Source organism: Oerskovia douganii (assembly GCF_015142735.1).
GTDB lineage: Bacteria > Actinomycetota > Actinomycetes > Actinomycetales > Cellulomonadaceae > Oerskovia > Oerskovia douganii.
The window spans coordinates 78,984-96,858 of record NZ_JACSPN010000007.1; the positions used below are offsets into that span (position 1 = coordinate 78,984).

14 protein-coding genes are annotated in these 17,875 nt (G+C 70.8%); 5 read left to right on the top strand and 9 right to left on the bottom strand.

Going from position 1 to position 17,875, the window contains the following annotated elements; all coding sequences use genetic code 11:
- Nucleotides 1–41: 41 nt before the first annotated feature.
- Together H9623_RS07615 and glsA are read right to left on the bottom strand one after the other, a co-directional pair.
- Nucleotides 42–1,679: an MFS transporter gene (locus H9623_RS07615; RefSeq protein WP_227748324.1), complete on the bottom strand. Its 1,638-nt coding sequence runs from the start codon at nucleotides 1,677–1,679 to the stop codon at nucleotides 42–44.
- Nucleotides 1,676–2,686, bottom strand: a complete 1,011-nt coding sequence (gene glsA / locus H9623_RS07620; RefSeq protein WP_193719463.1) for a glutaminase A — start codon at nucleotides 2,684–2,686, stop codon at nucleotides 1,676–1,678. The genes H9623_RS07615 and glsA overlap by 4 nt, the downstream gene beginning before the upstream one ends.
- A 312-nt stretch (nucleotides 2,687–2,998) precedes the next feature.
- On the opposite strand from glsA, the gene H9623_RS07625 reads away from it, so the two are divergent.
- Complete coding sequence (locus H9623_RS07625; protein ID WP_193719464.1) at nucleotides 2,999–3,880, top strand: universal stress protein; 882 nt, start codon at nucleotides 2,999–3,001, stop codon at nucleotides 3,878–3,880.
- Nucleotides 3,881–3,965: 85 nt separating this feature from the next.
- Here the strand turns inward: H9623_RS07625 and H9623_RS07630 are convergent, their stop codons facing one another.
- The gene (locus H9623_RS07630) at nucleotides 3,966–4,655 is read right to left on the bottom strand and encodes a DUF305 domain-containing protein (protein ID WP_193719465.1); all 690 of its coding nucleotides are present in this window, start codon (nucleotides 4,653–4,655) and stop codon (nucleotides 3,966–3,968) included.
- A gap of 164 nt (nucleotides 4,656–4,819) precedes the next feature.
- On the opposite strand from H9623_RS07630, the gene H9623_RS07635 reads away from it, so the two are divergent.
- From H9623_RS07635 to H9623_RS07645, 3 genes are all read left to right on the top strand, one after another.
- Nucleotides 4,820–6,604, top strand: a complete 1,785-nt coding sequence (locus H9623_RS07635; RefSeq protein ID WP_227748325.1) for a carbohydrate-binding protein — start codon at nucleotides 4,820–4,822, stop codon at nucleotides 6,602–6,604.
- 270 nt (nucleotides 6,605–6,874) lie between these two features.
- Nucleotides 6,875–7,714: a class I SAM-dependent methyltransferase gene (locus H9623_RS07640; RefSeq protein WP_321575336.1), complete on the top strand. Its 840-nt coding sequence runs from the start codon at nucleotides 6,875–6,877 to the stop codon at nucleotides 7,712–7,714.
- Between the two features lie 280 nt (nucleotides 7,715–7,994).
- Nucleotides 7,995–8,666 carry a DUF6518 family protein gene (locus tag H9623_RS07645; protein ID WP_227748327.1) on the top strand — a complete coding sequence of 224 codons (672 nt, stop codon included), beginning with the start codon at nucleotides 7,995–7,997 and terminating at the stop codon, nucleotides 8,664–8,666.
- 34 nt (nucleotides 8,667–8,700) lie between these two features.
- Here the strand turns inward: H9623_RS07645 and H9623_RS07650 are convergent, their stop codons facing one another.
- A complete protein-coding gene (locus H9623_RS07650) occupies nucleotides 8,701–11,358 on the bottom strand; it encodes a replicative DNA helicase (RefSeq protein ID WP_193719466.1) in 2,658 nt (885 codons plus the stop codon).
- A 497-nt stretch (nucleotides 11,359–11,855) separates the two neighbouring features.
- Here H9623_RS07650 and H9623_RS07655 point away from each other — a divergent pair, with 497 nt between their 5' ends.
- Entirely contained in the window at nucleotides 11,856–13,163 is a 1,308-nt protein-coding gene (locus tag H9623_RS07655; RefSeq protein WP_193719467.1) for an MATE family efflux transporter, read from the top strand.
- 113 nt (nucleotides 13,164–13,276) lie between these two features.
- On the opposite strand, the gene rplI is transcribed toward H9623_RS07655, so the two are convergent.
- From rplI to H9623_RS07680, 5 genes are all read right to left on the bottom strand, one after another.
- Complete coding sequence (rplI, locus tag H9623_RS07660) at nucleotides 13,277–13,726, bottom strand: 50S ribosomal protein L9 (protein ID WP_030152656.1); 450 nt, start codon at nucleotides 13,724–13,726, stop codon at nucleotides 13,277–13,279.
- 17 nt (nucleotides 13,727–13,743) lie between these two features.
- Nucleotides 13,744–13,980, bottom strand: coding sequence for a 30S ribosomal protein S18 (rpsR, locus tag H9623_RS07665; protein ID WP_030152654.1), 237 nt, complete (start codon nucleotides 13,978–13,980; stop codon nucleotides 13,744–13,746).
- Between the two features lie 97 nt (nucleotides 13,981–14,077).
- Entirely contained in the window at nucleotides 14,078–14,617 is a 540-nt protein-coding gene (locus H9623_RS07670; protein WP_193719468.1) for a single-stranded DNA-binding protein, read from the bottom strand.
- A gap of 149 nt (nucleotides 14,618–14,766) precedes the next feature.
- The gene (gene rpsF, locus H9623_RS07675) at nucleotides 14,767–15,057 is read right to left on the bottom strand and encodes a 30S ribosomal protein S6 (protein ID WP_056654034.1); all 291 of its coding nucleotides are present in this window, start codon (nucleotides 15,055–15,057) and stop codon (nucleotides 14,767–14,769) included.
- A 220-nt stretch (nucleotides 15,058–15,277) separates the two neighbouring features.
- A complete protein-coding gene (locus H9623_RS07680) occupies nucleotides 15,278–17,728 on the bottom strand; it encodes a transglycosylase domain-containing protein (protein ID WP_193719469.1) in 2,451 nt (816 codons plus the stop codon).
- Nucleotides 17,729–17,875 lie beyond the last annotated feature (147 nt).

Here is a 17,875-nt window from a genome sequence, read left to right on the forward strand (position 1 = left end):
GCCGGGACCTCCCGCTCTCGCGGCCTCCGCCCCGGGGCGCCTCAGGAGACGGGCTCGGGCGCGGGGTCGGGGATCTCGCCCGGCCGGTACCGCGGGAGCCGGCTCGCGGGCAGGATCGCGGTCGCGCTGACCGCGGCGAGGATCAGCAGCCCGATGCGCAGCGTGTCCAGGCGGCTCTGCTCGTTGAGCGCGACGGCGGCGTCGACCTGCGCCTCGGTGGCGTCGGTTCCCTCCAGGACGGCGCGCAGCTCGTCGTTGCTCACGAAGTTCACGTTGTCGAGGTCCACCTGGGCGACGAGCGAGGGCGGCAGCTCGGGGTGCTCGACGACGGAGCGCGCCACGCTGATGCCCAGGATCGTCACGAGCAGCGCCCCGACCACGGCGGTCCCGACCGCCGACGCGAGGTTCTGCGTCGTCCCGCGGATCGATCCGACGTCCCCGGCGAGCGCCTTGGGGACGGCCGTGACCAGCACGTTGAAGACGAGCGTCACCAGGGCCCCCTGCCCGACGCCGAAGACGAAGAGCCCGAGGATCGTGGGCAGCGTCTCCCAGTTGTTGGTCACGACGAGCGAGAGCCACGCGAGGGCGCCCGTCGTCAGGACGAACCCGGTCACGCCGATCACCCGTGGGCTGAACCGCCCGTAGAAGCGCACGACGAGCGTCGCGGTGACGAACACCGTGAGGTTGAACGGCATCATCGCGAGCGCGGTGTCGAACGGTGTCCGCCCCTGCACGATCTGGATGTACAGCGGGACGGTGAAGTTCAGGGCGGCCTCGAGCGCGACGACGATGAACATCGCGTACACCGCGGCCCGCTCGCTCGACGACCCCAGGACCGTCAGGTCGACCAGGGGGACCTTTCCCGTGGCGGCCCGGCGTCGGGTCCACCAGAAGAACGTCTGCCCGAGCACGACGCCCGCGACGACGAACAGCGGGGCGGGCGACACCCCGACGACCGAGAAGGGCGCGTCGGGCGTCGCGTAGAGCAGTCCCCAGGCGTTGAGGTTGTTGAACCCCAGGGTCAGGAGCACGATCGCCGCACCGATGAGCACCGCGGCCACGAGGTCGATCCGGATGCCGGGATCGCCGCGGTCCGAGCGCAGGCGGAAGCTGAACACGAACACGACGACGGCGAGGAGCAGCACGATCCCGAACACGGGCCGCCACCCGACGAGGGTCCCGAGCGCTCCCCCGATGAAGAACGCGCTCACGCCGGAGATGGCGCGGGCCGAGCCGAGCGACCCGATCGCGGTCGCCTGCTGAGCACCGTGGTAGTTCTCGGCGATGAGCGCGACGAGCGCCGGCACGATGATCGCGGCGGAGGCCCCCGCGAGGGCCTGCCCGGCGATGGCCCAGCCGACGGTGGGCGAGAGGATCATCAGGAGCGCCGACGCAGCGAACGTCGCGACCACGACGCGGAAGACGACGACCCACCCGATCCGCTGACCGAGCTTGGCCCCCGTCATCACGAGCGCAGCGACCGCGAGGCCGTACACGACGATGGTCGAGCTGACCACGGTCGGCGGCACGCCGAACTCCTCGACCATCCCGCCCAGGGACACGGGCAGGGCCGCGACGTTGAACGACATGAGGACCTGGGCCAGGAACAGGCCCACCATCGGGACCCAGGACCGCCGCTCCTCGGCGACGACGACCTCGTCGGGCGTTGCTCGGCTCATGCGTGGGGCTCCGTCTTCTCGGGGACGTGCACGGACGACGCGAAGAGGTTGAGGCCGAGCGCCCGCGACAGGTAGGCCGTCGCGCGCTGGCCGCGCACGCTGTTCCCGGCAGGGTCCAGGGGTGGGGAGAACGTGCCGATCCCGCCCTTGCCCGGGGCCACCGCGACGATCCCGCCCGCGACGCCGGACTTCGCCGGGAGCCCGATCTCGAAGAGCCACTCGCCCGAGCGCTCGTACAGGCCGGTCGAGGCGAGCACGGCCAGGGTGTCGCGGCACACCTGCGCCGAGACGACGCGCTCACCGGTGACGGGGTTGACGCCGCCGTCGGCGAGGGTCGCGCCCATGACCGCCAGGTCGCGGGCCGTCACGCGCAGCGCGCACTGGCGCGTGTACACGTCGACCACCTCGAGCGGGTCGGTCTCGATCCGTCCGTAGCTCTGCAGCAGGCGGGCGATGGCCCGGTTGCGGATGTTCGTCTCGGACTCGGACCGGTAGACGACGCCGTCGAGCTCGAGCGCCCGCCCGGCGAAGCGCGAGAGGCCGGTACGGACGTTCTCCCACTGCTCGGCGGGCGTCGCACCGGGCATCATCGCGGTCGTCGCGAGCGCGCCGGCGTTGACCATGGGGTTCATGGGGTGCCCGTCGTTGAGCTCGACGGCCATGACGGAGTTGAACGGGAGCCCGGTGTTGTTCACCCCGACCCGTTCGCGCACCGCGTCGTGCCCGTAGGCCTCGCACACGAGCGCGTAGACGAACGCCTTGGAGATCGACTGGACGGAGAACTCGACCTGGGTGTCGCCGGCCTCGTGCATCTCGCCGTCGACCACGGCGACGCTCACGCCGAACAGTGCGGGGTCCGCTGCTGCCAGGACCGGGATGTAGTCCGCGACCGCGCCCGCCGCGAGGTCGCGGTAGCGCGCGTGGGCGTCGACGACGAGGTGCTCGACGCGGTCCCACCGGGGCAGCGTCCCGGTGGACGCCACCTGTTCGACGTCCTGGACATCCATGTGCACACCCCGTCGCTCGAGCCTGACGTGATGCTCCCACCGGGCTCGGGTGCGTGCATGCCGAGAGCTCGAGCCGTCACCGGTCCCGGGGCCCCGGCGCCGCGAGGACCAGCTCGACGTCGGCGCCGATCTCCGTGCCACGGACGGGCTCGGTGGCCCCCGGGCCGCGGCTGCCCGGTTGCCGAGGCGGCACGGCGGGCAAAGACTGAGGGCTGTCGGAGCCCTTCACGACCACGCGGCGCGCACCCCGGTGCCCGCCGTCGGCGTCGAACCGTGCGGGGCCGTGGTGATCGCTGACCAGGGGGTACACCCATGACTCGGAACCGTGTCGTCGTCGGGATCGACGGCTCGACCAGCAGCCGGTCGGCGCTGGTCTGGGCCGCGCACGAGGCCCGGCTGCGCGGCCTCGGGCTGCTCGTGGTGCACTCCCGCTTCCGCCCGTCCTACGACGTCGTGTTCGCGGGCGGCTTCTACCTCCCCCCGATCGCCGACGAGGAGGACGAGATGGCCGAGATCCTGCGCGTGGCCGTCGAGCTGGCCCGTGAGGTCGACGCGCAGCTCGAGGTCGAGGTCTCCGCGCGCACGGGACCGCCCGCGGCCTCCCTCCTCGAGGCGGCCGGCGAGCGGGCGGAGCTCGTGGTCGTGGGGTCCCGCGGCCTGGGGGCCTTCGGATCCCTCTTCCTGGGCTCGGTCAGCATCCACCTGGCGGCCCGCTCCCCCGTTCCCGTGGTCGTGGTGCCCGCGGAGACGCCGTTCTCGACGGTCGGGCCGGTGGTCGTCGGCGTCGACGGGTCCCCGCACTCCCGGACCGCGGTGGTCGAGGCGGCGCGCGAGGCCGTGCGACGGCAGGTCCCCCTGGACGTCGTGGCCTCCTACACGGTGCCCGCAGACCTGCTCGTCACGCCCCTCACGACAGGTCGGGAGGAGCTCCGCGAGGCCTTCCGCGCCCAGGCCCAGGAGAACGCCGACGAGGCCGCGCGGGCGGCGAGCGCCGAGGACGACGACCTCCTGGTGCGGACCCACGTCGTCGAGGGCCCGCCGGCCGAGGAGATCGCACGCGTCGCCGACCCTGCGTCCCTGGTCGTCGTCGGCTCCCGGGGGCACGGGGAGCTGACCGGTCCGATGCTCGGGTCGGTCAGCCAGCACCTGCTGCGCCACGCCCGCTGGCCCGTCCTGGTCACGCACGAGCACTAGTCGCACCACGGGTCGAGCCGCGGCGCCGGGCCGACCCGGCGGCGCCGCGGGCAGGCCGGTCCGGCGCGGGCAGCCCGGCGCGACCTCAGAGCCCGTCGAGCAGGTCTCGCATGCGGTCGATCTCGCCCCCCTGACCCGACGCGGTGTCGGCCGCGATCTCGTTCGCGTACAGGTCCTGCCCGTCGACGAGCACGACGTCGACCATGTCGAGCGCGCCCTGGTGGTGCGTGATCATGCCTTCGAGGAAGAGCCGGTCGAACTCCGGGCCGCTCGCGGCCGCGAGCGCCGCCATCTGCTCGTCGGTCAGCATCCCGACGACCCCGTCGCCGTGGTCGCCGTGCCCGGTCCCTGTCCCTGCGGGCGCGCGCGGCCCGGTTCCACCGGCGTCCTGGGCTCCCTCGGGCACGACGACGTCGCGCGCCTGGAGCCAGGACGCGAGCGCGTGGATCTCGGGCCCCTGGGCGGCGGTGACCCGCTCGGCGAAGGAGCGCACGCCGTCGGACCCTGCCCGGTCCGGGGCGAGCGCGGCGATCTCGAGCGCCTGCAGGTGGTGCTCGATCATCCCGGTGACGAACCCGACGTCGGCCTGGTTCCAGGCGCCTTCCTCGGGTGCCGCGCCGTAGTCGTCGGGCGCGATGGTCGCGGCCTCCTCCCCGGGCAGCCCGGGCTGGACGACGACGCTCGACGGCGTGACGGTCGGACCGGGGTCGCCCGTGCACGCCGCGACCCCCAGCACGAGGCCGGCCACGGCGAACCCGCAGGTCACGACCCGCACGACCTGACGGGCGCCCGCTGACCGCGCCGCGTTTCCGCTCTGAAAACTTTGCACCCGCTCTGTTCCCTCCGTGTAAACCTTCGCCAGAACCGCTCGGTTGCAGTGGTGCAGATCACATTTCCCGGTCAGAATGCGCAGAACCCTACCAAGGAGGTGTTTCCCCCGTGCATCGAAGAACGCACAGGCCACGAAGCCGGATCCTGCTCGCCTCGTCCCTGGCGGCCACTCTGGCCGTCTCCTCGCTCGCTGTCGCGTCGGCGGCGTCCGCCGAACCGTCCGACGGGTCGCCCGAGGCGGTGGCCGAGCTCGTCGAGCAGGCCCCGTCGTCGCTCCCCGCCCAGCGCCTCGCTCCCCTCGCCCAGGCCACCGACGTCCTGGCTCCCGGGCAGATCGCAGGCAGCCCCAACCTGACCCTCGTCGCGAACATCCCCAAGAACGGCGCCTTCACCCCTGAAGGCCAGTACAACAGCGACCTCGCGTTCCAGGGCAGGTACGCGTTCGCCGGCAACTACGGCGGGTTCACCGTGTACGACGTCGCCGACCCGACCAACCCGCAGCAGGTCGCCCAGGTCGTGTGCCCCGGCTCCCAGAACGACATCTCCGTCTACGGGGACCTCCTGGTCCTCAGCACCGACTCGTCGCGCAGCAACGCCTCGTGCGACAACGTCGGCCAGAGCGCGGTCGTCAAGGACTCGTGGGAGGGCGTCAAGGTCTTCGACATCTCCGACCCGACGTCGCCGCAGTACGTGTCGGCCGTCGAGACGCAGTGCGGCTCGCACACGCACTCGCTCGCACCGTCGAAGGACGGCGAGGACCTGTTCGTCTACGTCTCGTCGTACTCGCCGAACGCGGCGTTCCCCGACTGCCAGCCGCCGCACGACCTGATCAGCGTCGTCCAGGTCCCCCTCGACGACCCGGCGTCGGCCGCGGTCGTCTCGACGCCCGTCCTCTTCCCGGACGGCGGCAACCCCGGCGGCAACGGCTCGAGCACGACGTCGGGCTGCCACGACATCACGACCTACCCGTCGAAGGACCTCGCGGCGGGCGCGTGCATGGGCGACGGCATCCTCATGGACATCTCCGACCGCGCCCACCCCGTGGTCACCGAGGTCGTCCGGGACACGACGAACTTCGCGTTCTGGCACTCGGCCACCTTCAACAACGCGGGCACCAAGGTCGTCTTCACCGACGAGCTCGGCGGCGGCGGCGCACCGACCTGCAACGCGACGGTCGGACCGGAGAAGGGCGCCGACGCGATCTACGACATCGTCGACGGCCAGCTCGTGTTCAAGAGCTACTACAAGATCCCGCGCGAGCAGGCCGCGACGGAGAACTGCGTCGCGCACAACGGCTCCCTCATCCCCGTCCCGGGCCGCGACATCATGGTCCAGGCCTGGTACCAGGGCGGGATCTCGGTGTGGGACTTCACGGACTCGGCCAACCCGGTCGAGATCGCCTGGTTCGACCGCGGGGCGCTGTCGCCCGACCGGTTGATCCTCGGCGGTTCGTGGTCGGCCTACTGGTACAACGGCGCGATCATCTCGAACGACATCCAGAAGGGCCTCGACGTCCTCCTGCTCGACGACCCGGTGACCAACGCCGCGAAGCAGGTCGTGACGGACGAGTTCAACCCGCAGGCCCAGCCGACGTACGTCGAGCCCGCGGCGTGGTCCAAGAAGACGGCCTACGCAGGTGGCACGACCGTCACGTACGGCGGCGCCGTGTGGCGGGCCCAGTGGTGGACCAAGGGCCAGACGCCCGGCGACCCGTGGGGTCCGTGGGAGGAGATCGCAGGTGTCGACTCGAAGGGGGTCGGGGCGTGGAAGCCCACCCGGGTCTACTCCTCGGGCGACACCGTGATCCACGACGGCACCACGTACACCGCCAAGTGGTGGACGAGGAACCAGGCCCCCGGCGACCGCTGGGGACCGTGGGCGCCGCAGGGCTGACCTGCGTCGCACCCGGGCTGCGGCCCGGGTGAGCCACCGCCCGACGGCGTCGCTCACCTGCGAGGTGAGCGGCGCCGTCGGGCCTGCTCGTGGCCGGGCGACGCAGAGCGTGTCCGGACCCGCAGCGCACGAGCGGGAACCGGATCGACGCTGCCCGGCTCGTCCGCGTCCGGCGCGCGCTGCTCCGTGGGCACGTTCCCATGCCGCCGGGTCGACGGGTGATCGGCGCGCTTCCTGGACCTGCGCCGCCGAACCTGGTAGTTGGTTGAGGTGAAAGCACGAGAGACGCCCAGTCAGACCGCCCTGTTCTCCGCCGCCGCGCGCGCGGCGCACCCGCTCGTCGACGACGAGCCCCATCTCCTGGCCGACGAGGTCGCCCAGCGGCTGTGCCGAGCAACGAGCCCGTCCCCCCTCGACTACCAGCTGGCCCAGCCGGAGGCCGCCGTCCTCGCTGCAGCCCGCCTGTCCGCCTGCACCAGGTCCCGCTACGCAGAAGCCGTCGTCTCCGAGGCCGGAGCGGAACAGGTCGTCGTGATCGGCGCAGGGCTGGACACCCTCGCCAACCGCCTGCCACCGGGTGCCCGGGCGTCGGTGTGGCTCGTCGACCGACCCGGTGTCCTCGCATGGCGCGCTCGGCTCTTCGCGGAAGCAGGCCTCGTCGACGCCGCCCACGGCGTCACGGCCGACCTGGCGCAAGGGTTCGACCTCGCCGACCTCGCGGCGACCGGCGTCGACCTGCGACGCCCGGTGACGGTGGTCTGGCTGGGCGTGAGCATGTACCTCACCCCGCAGGAGTGTCGCCGGTTCATCGCCACCCTCGCCGGGCTCGCCGACGGGTCGTCGCTCGTCTTCGACCACCACCTCCCGGCGGACCTGCGTAACGACGCCGGGAAGGAGTACACGCAGGCGGTCGCCACCATGGCCGGGCACGTGGGCGAGCCGTGGCAGTGCTCGCCCGCCCCCGGCACCGTCCGGACCTGGCTCACCGAGCACGGGTGGCAGGTCGAGGCCGACGTCGACGAGGCAGCGGCGACGCCGGAGGGGTTCTTCGACCGCCAGCAGCACCTCTCGCCGATGCGGCTCGTCCGGCTCGTCCACGCCACTCGCTGAGCCACGCCCCGGAGGCGTCACGGGGGACCCTGCCCTCCCAGGAGCAGGGTCCCCCGTGACGGCGGCACGTCGGCTGCGCGGCCCCCGCACGGGAGCCCGCCCGGGTGGGCTCGTCGTCGTCGGAACCCGCGGCCGGGTGCGGATCAGTGGCCGTCTCCTCGACGGATGGACGGGGAAACCGGCGGGGCGGGGCGCTCCTCCTGCCACGGTAGGACCCTCTTGCACCCGCGTCCCACGACGGGGTGACGCCCGGAGACGAGCACGCGCCTAGCGTCGAGGCATGACCGACGCGACCTCCCTTCCCGACCGCTCGTCCTCCGCACCGCGCCGCCGTGCCCTGACCACGGCGCCCGGCGGACAGCCCTGGTCGCGCGCCGCCGTCGTGCTCACCGCGAGCCTCCTGCTCGGCGGACTCACGTCCTTCGCCCAAGGCTTCCTGCCCGACGCCGCAGCTCCCTTCACGAACTCCGCGAGCGGCTGGACCCTGCTCACGGCCCTCCTCGTCGTCTGGGCGGCAGGCGACCCTCGGGCCCGGACACGGCATGCCGCACTGCTCGGCGTCGCGAGCTTCGTGCTGCTCGTCCTCGGCTACACCGTCGCCGCCGACCTCCGCGGCCTCTTCTACGACCCCACGCTGTTCGGGGTCGTCGGCGTGATCGTCGGGCCGTTCGTCGGGGTCGCAGCGGCCTGGCTTCGCGAGCCGGGCGTGCGTGCGGCCCTGGGCACGGCGCTGCTCGCGGGGATCGGGCTCGGCGAGTCGGTGTACGGACTCACGACCGTCGTCGAGACGACAGGCGCCAGCTACTGGGTCGCGATCGGGCTCGTGTCCCTCGTCCTGCTCGCCGCCACGCTGGCGCGTCGCGCCCGCGGAGCCCTGGAGATCACCATCGCCGCGGCGGGCACCGCCGTCGTCTCCCTGGTGTTCCTTCTCGCCTACCGGGCGCTCGGCTGAGCCGTCAGACCAGGGAAGATGACGAAACTACCGGCTAGACCTGCATGTCCACGAAGCGCGCGTAGTGCCCTTGGAACGCGACGGTGATCGTGTCGGTCGGGCCGTTACGGTGCTTGGCGACGATCAGGTCGGCCTCACCTGCTCGCGGGGACTCCTTCTCGTAGGCGTCCTCACGGTGCAGAAGGATGACCATGTCGGCATCCTGCTCGATGCTGTTGTGGACGGCGATACCGTTGGCGACGAAGTTGTGGGTCCCGACGACCGTCGCGTCGTAGACGGGCTTCTCGCCCTCGGGGGTGATGGAGACGACCTCGTCCCACAGCAGGTCGTTGACCGCCATGATCTCGAGCTCCTCGCTGTCGAGGACTTCCGCGATCTTCCCGAGCCGCTGCCGGGAAGGCGATGCCTTGAACATCGCGCTCCCGCTGAACTGCGTCCCCATGGCCTCGGCGAACTTGCGGTGCGACATGCCGCGTTCCTCGAGGAGCACGCGGACGTCGTCCCACACCTGGCGCGGCACGGTGTCGACGTTGGTGTTCGCGCGGGTGTCCCGGATGATCTCGAGGAGGCGCTCGGCGGCGGCACCGCGCTCGCCGTGCACCCCGATCTCCTGGAGGAACCGTCGCTGGTCGTCCACGCCGGAGATGTCGAGCGTGTACCCGGTCCGGTACGCGCCCTTGGCGGTTGCCGTCCGCAGGCGTGTCGAGATGCCGAAGCGCAGCAGCAGGCGGGACAGCCCGTCGACGAGCTGACGCGAGGTCGAGGCGTAGTAGATGCGACCGCTGCGACCGTTGGCGTTGACGGTCACCGAGCCGTCGGTCGCCCAGATGTGCCGGATGAAGAGCGCGATCTGCTCCTTCGGCAGGTGGAACACGGTGGACGGCACGAACTTCTCGTGGCTCCGCGCCCCGAAGAGCCCCATGTCGTCGAGCCACTCCGCCACGGGGTTCCGCTTGCCCCGGGCGAGCCGGTACGGCGCGGGGAGCCGAAGCGTGGTGCAGCGGGCGACCGCGTACTCGTCGCGGATCGGGGTGATGCCGAAGGCACCCGCGGCCTCCGAGACGACCGCGAGGTTCTTCTCGTCGATCGACGCGTAGCGGATGGGCTGGCGCTTGACGAACGAGCCGTCGCCCAGCATGTGGGCGAGCATGACGACCTTGCGGTCGTCCCACGCGACGCTCTGCTCCGGTCCGGGGACGTGGCGCGGCACGCCGAGGCGCGAGCCCACCTGCAGCTCGCCGAGCGGCGTCCAGCCCTCGTAGGTGAGGAACGGGTGGTTGGCGGTCGCGCTGATCTCCTTGCCGGAGGCCAGCTTGAGGCGGAACGTCTCGCGCGTCCCGGTGGGGAACACGTGCGTGAGGTGGCGTCGCACGTACTGGAGGCGCTCGTTGAGCGCCCACACGGGCACGTCCTTGGCACCGAGGGCGTACAGCTCACCCATCGTGGTCTCGGCACCCGTGTCGGCTCGCAGGATCTTGGTGTCCTCGGTGAGGCAGCCCGACTCACGCAGGTCGCTCATCGCGGGCTTCTTGTCCGTGCGCTGCTCGGCGCCACGGTTCAGCTGCGAGATCGCGATGACCGGCACCTCGAGCTCCTTCGCGAGGAGCTTGAGCGCACGCGAGAACTCGGAGACCTCCTGCTGTCGGGACTCGACCCGCTTGCCCGACGTCATGAGCTGGAGGTAGTCGATCACGACGAGCTTGAGGTCGTGCTTCTGCTTGAGCCGGCGGCACTTGGCGCGGATCTCCATGAGCGACATGTTGGGCGAGTCGTCGATGAAGAGCGGCGCCTCGGAGATCTTGCCCATGGTGCCGGCGAGCTTCTGCCAGTCGTCCTCCCCCATGGAGCCGTTGCGCATCTTCTGCAGGTGGATGCGCGCCTCGGCAGCCAACAGACGCATCGTGATCTCGTTGCGGCTCATCTCGAGCGAGAACACGACGGACGTCATGTTATGCTTTATGGAAGCACTCCTAACAATGTCGATTCCCAGCGTCGACTTGCCGATGGCCGGGCGCGCCGCGATCACGATCATCTGCCCGGGGTGCAGCCCGTTGGTCAGGCGGTCGAGGTCCGCGAACCCGGTCGGGACCCCCACCATGCCCTCGCCGCGGTGCCCGGCGGCCTCGATCTCGTCGACGGTCCCGCCGATGACCTCGCCCAGGACGATGTAGTCCTCGGCGGTGCGTCGTTCGGTGACCGCGTAGACCTCGGCCTGCGCGTTGTTGACGACGTCGTCGACGTCACCCCCGTCGGTCGCGTACCCGAGCTGAACGATGCGCGTCCCGGCCTCGACGAGGCGGCGCAGCACGGCCCGCTCGCGCACGATGCGGGCGTAGTAGCCCGCGTTCGCGGCGGTGGGGACCATGGCCATGAGGTCGTGGATGTAGGGCGCTCCGCCGATCCGTCCCAGCTCGCCGCGGCGCGTGAGCTCGGCGACGACCGTGATGGCGTCGGCAGGCTCACCACGACCGTAGAGGTCGATGATGACGTCGTAGATCGACTCGTGCGCGGGCTTGTAGAAGTCGGTGCCGCGGATCTGCTCGATCACGTCCGCGATGGCGTCCTTGGACAGGAGCATGCCGCCGAGGACGCTCTGCTCGGCCGCGATGTCCTGCGGCGGGGTGCGGTCGAAGCCGGGACCACCGCTGCCTGCGGGCGGTCCGAAGCTCGACTCGAGCTCGTCGATCGACATGCGGGCCCCTCACTCCCCCGGCGTGGCCGGGTATCGTCCTGCGTCGCACATCTGTTCTACTCCGGCCCACCGACACGTCCTTGAGCCCGCGTCGTCGAGGGGTGTCGTGTGGTGCTGCACCGTCGACCGTCCGTAGGCCCGAGCATGCACGACTCAGCGACAGTAGATCGCGCTTCCATCCCCCGCAAACGACCCTGTTCACAGAGGTGTGGACAGCCTGTGGACAGACCCCGCCAGCCTGTTCACAGCCATGTGGACAACCATGTGGACAACTGACGAGTTGTCCCCTGTACAGGCCCATGAGCAGCCTGTTCACTAGGCTCAGGGGTGTGGACGAAAGAAATTCCGGCGACACGCCGCACGCACGCCAGCCAGCTCCCGGTCAGCCCTCCGACGCCGGTCGTTCACCCCGTTCATCCGAGGACCCCTCCCCGGTCACCGCCGGTGCCCCGCACCCGCAGCCGTCGTCCACAGGGAGCGCCCCGCCGAGCCGTCGCGTGATCGACCGGCAGATCCTGGCCCTCGCGGTCCCTGCCCTGGGCGCGCTCGTCGCGGAGCCGATCTTCGTGCTCGTGGACAGCGCCGTCGTCGGGCACCTGGGGACCGCCGAGCTCGCCGGGCTCTCCCTCGCGTCGACGGTCCTCCTGACCCTCGTCGGCCTGTGCGTGTTCCTCGCGTACGCGACGACCGCGGCCGTGGCCCGGCGCATCGGCGCCGGGCACCGGCGCGAGGCGCTCCAGTCCGGGATCGACGGGATGTGGCTCGCGCTCGGGCTGGGCCTCGTCCTCGCGGCGACCCTGTGGGTCGGTGGCGGCTGGGCGATCGGCGCGATGGGCGGCACGGGCGAGGTCGCGGAGCACGCCCTGGTGTACCTGCGGTGGTCGGGTCTGGGTCTGCCCGGCATGCTCGTCGTCCTCGCCTCGACGGGGGTCCTGCGCGGCCTGCAGGACACGCGCACGCCCCTCTACGTCGCCGCGGGCGGAGCGACGTTCAACGCGGTCCTCAACGTCGTCCTCGTGTACGGCGTGGGCCTGGGCATCGCGGGCTCGGGCATCGGGACCGCCGTCGCACAGCTCACGATGGGCGCGGTGCTCGCGGTCGTCGTCGTGCGCGGGGCCCGACGCGAGGGTGCCTCCCTGCGCCCCGCCGCGGGCGGCATCTGGTCCAACGCGCGCGCCGGCGCACCGCTGTTCGTGCGCACGCTCTCGCTGCGCCTCGCGATCCTCCTGACGGTCTTCGTCGCGACGGGGCTCGGCGAGGTCACGCTCGCCGGCTACCAGGTCGTGGCGTCGGTGTGGGGGCTCGCGGCGTTCGCGCTCGACGCCCTCGCGATCGCCGCGCAGGCCCTCGTGGGTCACGGCCTGGGCGCCGGTGACCGGTCGCACGTGCGCTCGGTCCTGCGTCGCACGCTCGAGTGGGGCGTCGCGGCGGGCGCGCTCCTCGGCCTGGTCATGGCGGCGGGCGGCTGGTGGTTCGCGCTGTTCTTCACGTCCGACCCCGACGTCCGCACCGCCGTCGCGCTCGGGATGGCCGTGTGCGGCCTGCTGCTCCCCATGGCGGGGTGGGTCTTCGTCCTCGACGGCGTGCTGATCGGAGCCGGGGACGGCCGCTACCTCGCGTGGGCGGGCATGGTCACGTTCGTCGTGTACGTGCCGTTCGCGCTGGCGGTCCGCGCCCTCGCGCCCGACGGCGCCGCCGGCCTCGCGTGGTTGTGGGCGGCCTTCGCGGGGGTCTTCATGGCGGCGCGTGCCCTGACCACGGGGCTCCGTGCGCGCAGCGACCGGTGGATGGTCACGGGCGCCTGAGACGCCGCCCGGCCCGGACGCACGAAGGCCCGGCCCCCTCCGCAGAGGGGACCGGGCCTTCGGTGACGATCTCCGATCCATCCATCCCTCACGGGACAGGGGCGATCAGTCGATCAGGCAGCCACCACGTTGACCGCGATGTTCGCCGAGACCTCGGCGTGCAGGCGGATGGTGACCGTGTACGAACCGGTCGACTTGATCGGCTGGCCGATCTCGATCTTGCGCTTGTCGACGGACGGGCCGCCGGCAGCCTTCACGGCCTCGGCGATGTCACCCGTGGTGACAGCACCGAAAAGACGGCCGCCCTGGCCCGCCTTCGCGGTGACGACGACGGGCTTCGACTGCAGCGAGTCGCGCGTCGCCTTGGCCTCGTCGAGCGTCGCGATCTCGCGAGCCTTGCGAGCCTTGCGGATCGCAGAGATCTGCGACTCGGCACCCTTGGACCATCCGGTCGCCAGGCCACGGGGCACGAGGAAGTTACGGGCGTACCCGTCCTTGACCTCGACCACGTCGCCGGGCTCGCCCAGGCCGGTGACCTCGTGGGTCAGAATGAGCTTTGCCATGTTCTATCCCCTCTCGATCAGCGTGCGGACGACGAGTACGGCAGGAGCGCCATCTCGCGAGCGTTCTTGACAGCACGTGCGATCTGACGCTGCTCCTGGACGGAGACGCCGGTCACGCGACGGGCACGGATCTTCCCGCGGTCGGAGATGAACTTCCGCAGCAGGGTCGTGTCCTTGTAGTCGACCGACTCGATCTTCGCCGACTTCAGGGGGTTGGACTTCTTCTTGGGCTTGCGCACCACTGGCTTCGCCATGGTGTTGCTCCTTCACAAGGTGCTATCCCCGGCCGGGGTGGGTGCCGTCGTCGGGCACCTGCCCCGCCGGGAAGGGTTTGTCTGGGGTGAGCGGTGACTAGAAGGGGGGCTCGTCCGAGAACGAGGACCCACCCGACGACGCCGGGCCAGCCGTGGCCCACGGGTCGTCGTTGTTCTGCTGGCCACCGCCGGAAGCGCTGAAACCACCGCCGTTCGAAGCGCCGCCGCCGCCGAAGCCGCCGCCGCCACCACCGAAGTTGCCGCCGCCCGAGCGCTGGGCCCGGGTGACCTTCGCGGAGGCGTACTTCAGGGAAGGACCGATCTCCTCCACCTGCAGCTCGACGACCGTGCGCTTCTCCCCCTCGCGGGTCTCGTACGAACGCTGGACCAGACGGCCCTGAACAACCACGCGCATGCCCTTGGTCAAGGACTCGGCGACGTTCTCCGCGGCCTCGCGCCAGATCGAGCAGCGCATGAACAGCGTGTCGCCGTCCTTCCACTCGTTGCTCTGGCGGTCGAAGGTGCGCGGCGTGGACGCCACGGTGAAGTTGGCGACGGCAGCCCCAGCGGGGGTGAAGCGAAGCTCCGGGTCCCCGGTCAGGTTCCCGACCACCGTGATGACGGTTTCACCAGCCATGCCAGCTCCTCATTGTTCGTTGCGTATCGAAGACTCTTCGAAGGGGATGACCCCCGTCCGCGGACATCCCACCACGTGCCACCGACGTCGTCCGTGAGGACGCGCAGCGCACCGGGGGTGCCACGAGGGAAGTCAGACGTGCGAGGCGATCAGCGAGCGTCGGTGCGCAGGACCTTCGTGCGCAGGACGACCTCGTTGAGGCCGAGCTGACGGTCCAGCTCCTTGGCCGTGTCCGACGTCGCGGTGAAGTCGACGACGGCGTAGATGCCCTCGGACTTCTTGTTGATCTCGAAGGACAGGCGGCGACGGCCCCAGATGTCCACCTTGTCGACAGTGCCACCGTCGGTCTTGATGACCGTCAGGTACTTGTCGAGCGACGGAGCAACGGTGCGCTCCTCGATCTCGGGGTCGAGGATGATCATCAATTCGTACTGACGCATGCGGTTAACCCACCTCCTGCGGACTCAGCGGTCACGGTCTCTCCGTGACAGGAGGGTTGTGCGTCGCTGTGCGGTCACCGTGCTGATGGCAGCGCGGAACAAGACACAGCAAGATCCCAAGGTACCCGGTCATGGCCGGGGTCGGGAAATCTGGGTGGTGGGGCCGGGGGGGGGGGGGGCGCCGGGGGCCGCGCGGACCGCGCCGCCACCGGCGCAGGAGCTACTGGCCCCCGCCGCCTTGTCCGCCACCGGCGTTCCCCTGACCGGTCGAGCCCTCCTCGCCGCTCTCCGGCGGATCAGGGGTCGGGGTCGGGGTCGGGGTCGGGGTCGGTTCCGGTGCGACCGGCTCGGGCCCCTTCGACAGGACGATCGAGACGCGGCTGCCCGGCGCGACCTGCTTCCCGCCCGGGGCGCGGATGACCACGCCCGGGGGCTCGGGCGAGTAGGCCTCCGTGAAGCTGGCGGTGAGGTCGAGCTCGGCGAGGATCTGCGCGGCCTCGGCCTTCGACTTGCCCAGGAGGTTCGTCGGGACAGTCACCGTGGTCGGCTCCTCGGGCTCCGTGGGCTCCTCGGGCTCGACCGGTTCCTCGATCGTCGGGACGTCCGACGGCTCCTCGCTCGGGGTCGCGGTCGGGGTCGGCTTCTTCATCGTGTACTTCGGGAACTCCTGGACGTCGGCGTACTGCGGGAGCGCGAGCACGCCCTCCATGTACGACGTCCACGCCTCCACGGGCCAGGTACCACCCGTGATGGACTGGCGGGACCACTTGCCGAACGAGGTGATGGACTCCTGAGCCTTGGTGTCGTCGTTGTACTGGTAGAGGCCGACGACGGTCGCGAGCTGCGGCACGTACCCGGCGAACCACGCCGACTTGTTGTCGTTCGAGGTTCCGGTCTTGCCGGCCACGGGGCGCCCGAGGGCCTTCGCGTGCGCGCCCGAGGCACCCTTCTGCTCCACGACCTGCGTCATGGCGTAGGTAGCGGCGGCCATCACGTCGGGCGCGAAGACCTGCTCGTTGCGCCCCTCCGGCTCCCAGATCTCGGCGCCGGCGTTCAGCGTCGTGACCGACTGCACGACGTGCGGCGTGGACTCGTAGCCCTGCGCGGCGAACGTCGCGTAGGCGTGCGCGAGGTCGATGGGGCGCACCGTGGCGGAACCCAGCACGTTGGACGGGACGGGCAGCAGGTCCTGGGTGTTCTTGGGGATGCCCGCCTTGACCGCTGCGTCGACCGTCGCCTGCGGGCCGACCTCCATGTTGAGCGCCGCGTACACGGTGTTGACCGAGTTGGCGGTCGCCTTGACGAGGTCGATCTGCCCGTAGGGCTCGTCGCCGAAGTTCACGACCTTGCGGTCGCCGTCGTAGAACCCGGGGACCTGGACGTTGTTGTTCCCGTCGTAGCGCTCCGACAGGTCGATGCCCTTCTCGAGCGCCGCGACCAGGGTGAACGGCTTGAACGTCGAACCTGCCTGAGCCGCGCCCTTGGTGGCCGTGTTGTAGGGCTTGGAGACGTAGTCCGGGCCTCCGTACACGGCCTTGACCGCTCCGTCCGCCGGGTCGATCGACACGATGGACGGGGTCAGGTACGGCGACGCAGCGTTGTCCCCCTCGCGCGGGAGCGTCTCGGGGTTCTCAGCGGTCTTGACCGCCAGCTCCTGCATGGACTTGTTGAACGTCGTGACGACCTTGTAGCCCTTCTTGTACAGGTCCTCGACGTCGCGCCCGGAGTTGGCCCACTCCTCCTCGACCAGCTCGAGCAGGTAGCCGGCCTGTCCCCCCTTGGAGTTCGCCGCGGGCTTCTTCGGCTGAACCTCCGGGAAGACGGCTGCAGCCTTCTCCTCGGCCGAGATGAAGTCGTGCTCGGCCATGCGGTTGATCACGCGCTGCCACTTCTCCTGCGCGATCTCCGGGTTGACGGCCGGGTCGTACCTGTTCGGGCTCGGGATCACCGCGGTGATCAGCGCGGCCTGGGAGATCGTGAGCTGCGCCGCCGGGACGTTGAAGTACGCCTTCGCGGCCGCCTCGATGCCGTGCGCACCACGACCGAAGTAGATCGTGTTGAGGTAGTTCCCCAGGATCTCTTCCTTGTCCTGCTCCTGGGTCAGGCGCAGGGCGAGCATCGCCTCACGGAACTTGCCGACGTAGCTGGAGATCGTCTCGTCGGAGTAGTAGCGCTCGGCGTACTGCTGGGTGATGGTCGAGGCCCCCTGGCGCGCACCACCCTTGAGGTTGTTCACGGCAGCACGGGCGATGCCCTTGATGTCGATGCCGGAGTTCTCCCAGAAGGTCTCGTCCTCGGACGCGACGACCGCGTTGCCCACGTACTCGGGCAGGGTGTCGAACGGCACGATCACCCGGTTCTCGACCTGGAAGGACCCGATCTCCGAGGCACCGTCGTCGTAGTACACCGTGGTCTTCTGCTGCTGGGTCGCGTACGCGGGCTCGCTCGGCACCGACGTCGTGGCGTAGGCCGCGATGACCACCCCTGCGACCAGGGCGACACCCGTGAGGAAGGTCCCGAGCAGCACACGCCACGACGGGAGCCACCGACGGAATCCCTTGACATGGGAGCGGGGGTAGTTGAAGAACCGGCGCTTGCGCGCCGTGGTGGCCGTGCGCGCTGTGCTGGCGGTGCGCGCCGTGCCCTTCGTCTGCCTCGCGGAGCTCGCCACGGTTCACCTTCCTCTGGGAGTCACTTCTGGCCCGGACAGGCGCCGCGCTACGCCCAGGAAGGGGCGAGGGGGGACGCGGACATGCATCGGACCACCCTGAACAATAGGCCGTCGGTCCGCCGGGGCAAGGACCGCGACGGGCGGATC

What these genes read in the sequence shown, in the direction of transcription:
- H9623_RS07615 (WP_227748324.1), bottom strand. Translation starts at nt 1,679, where the DNA reads ATGAGCCGAGCAACGCCCGACGAGGTCGTCGTCGCCGAGGAGCGGCGG.
- glsA (WP_193719463.1), bottom strand. Translation starts at nt 2,686, where the DNA reads ATGGATGTCCAGGACGTCGAACAGGTGGCGTCCACCGGGACGCTGCCC.
- H9623_RS07625 (WP_193719464.1), top strand. Translation starts at nt 2,999, where the DNA reads ATGACTCGGAACCGTGTCGTCGTCGGGATCGACGGCTCGACCAGCAGC.
- H9623_RS07645 (WP_227748327.1), top strand. Translation starts at nt 7,995, where the DNA reads ATGACCGACGCGACCTCCCTTCCCGACCGCTCGTCCTCCGCACCGCGC.
- H9623_RS07650 (WP_193719466.1), bottom strand. Translation starts at nt 11,358, where the DNA reads ATGTCGATCGACGAGCTCGAGTCGAGCTTCGGACCGCCCGCAGGCAGC.
- rplI (WP_030152656.1), bottom strand. Translation starts at nt 13,726, where the DNA reads ATGGCAAAGCTCATTCTGACCCACGAGGTCACCGGCCTGGGCGAGCCC.
- rpsR (WP_030152654.1), bottom strand. Translation starts at nt 13,980, where the DNA reads ATGGCGAAGCCAGTGGTGCGCAAGCCCAAGAAGAAGTCCAACCCCCTG.
- H9623_RS07670 (WP_193719468.1), bottom strand. Translation starts at nt 14,617, where the DNA reads ATGGCTGGTGAAACCGTCATCACGGTGGTCGGGAACCTGACCGGGGAC.
- rpsF (WP_056654034.1), bottom strand. Translation starts at nt 15,057, where the DNA reads ATGCGTCAGTACGAATTGATGATCATCCTCGACCCCGAGATCGAGGAG.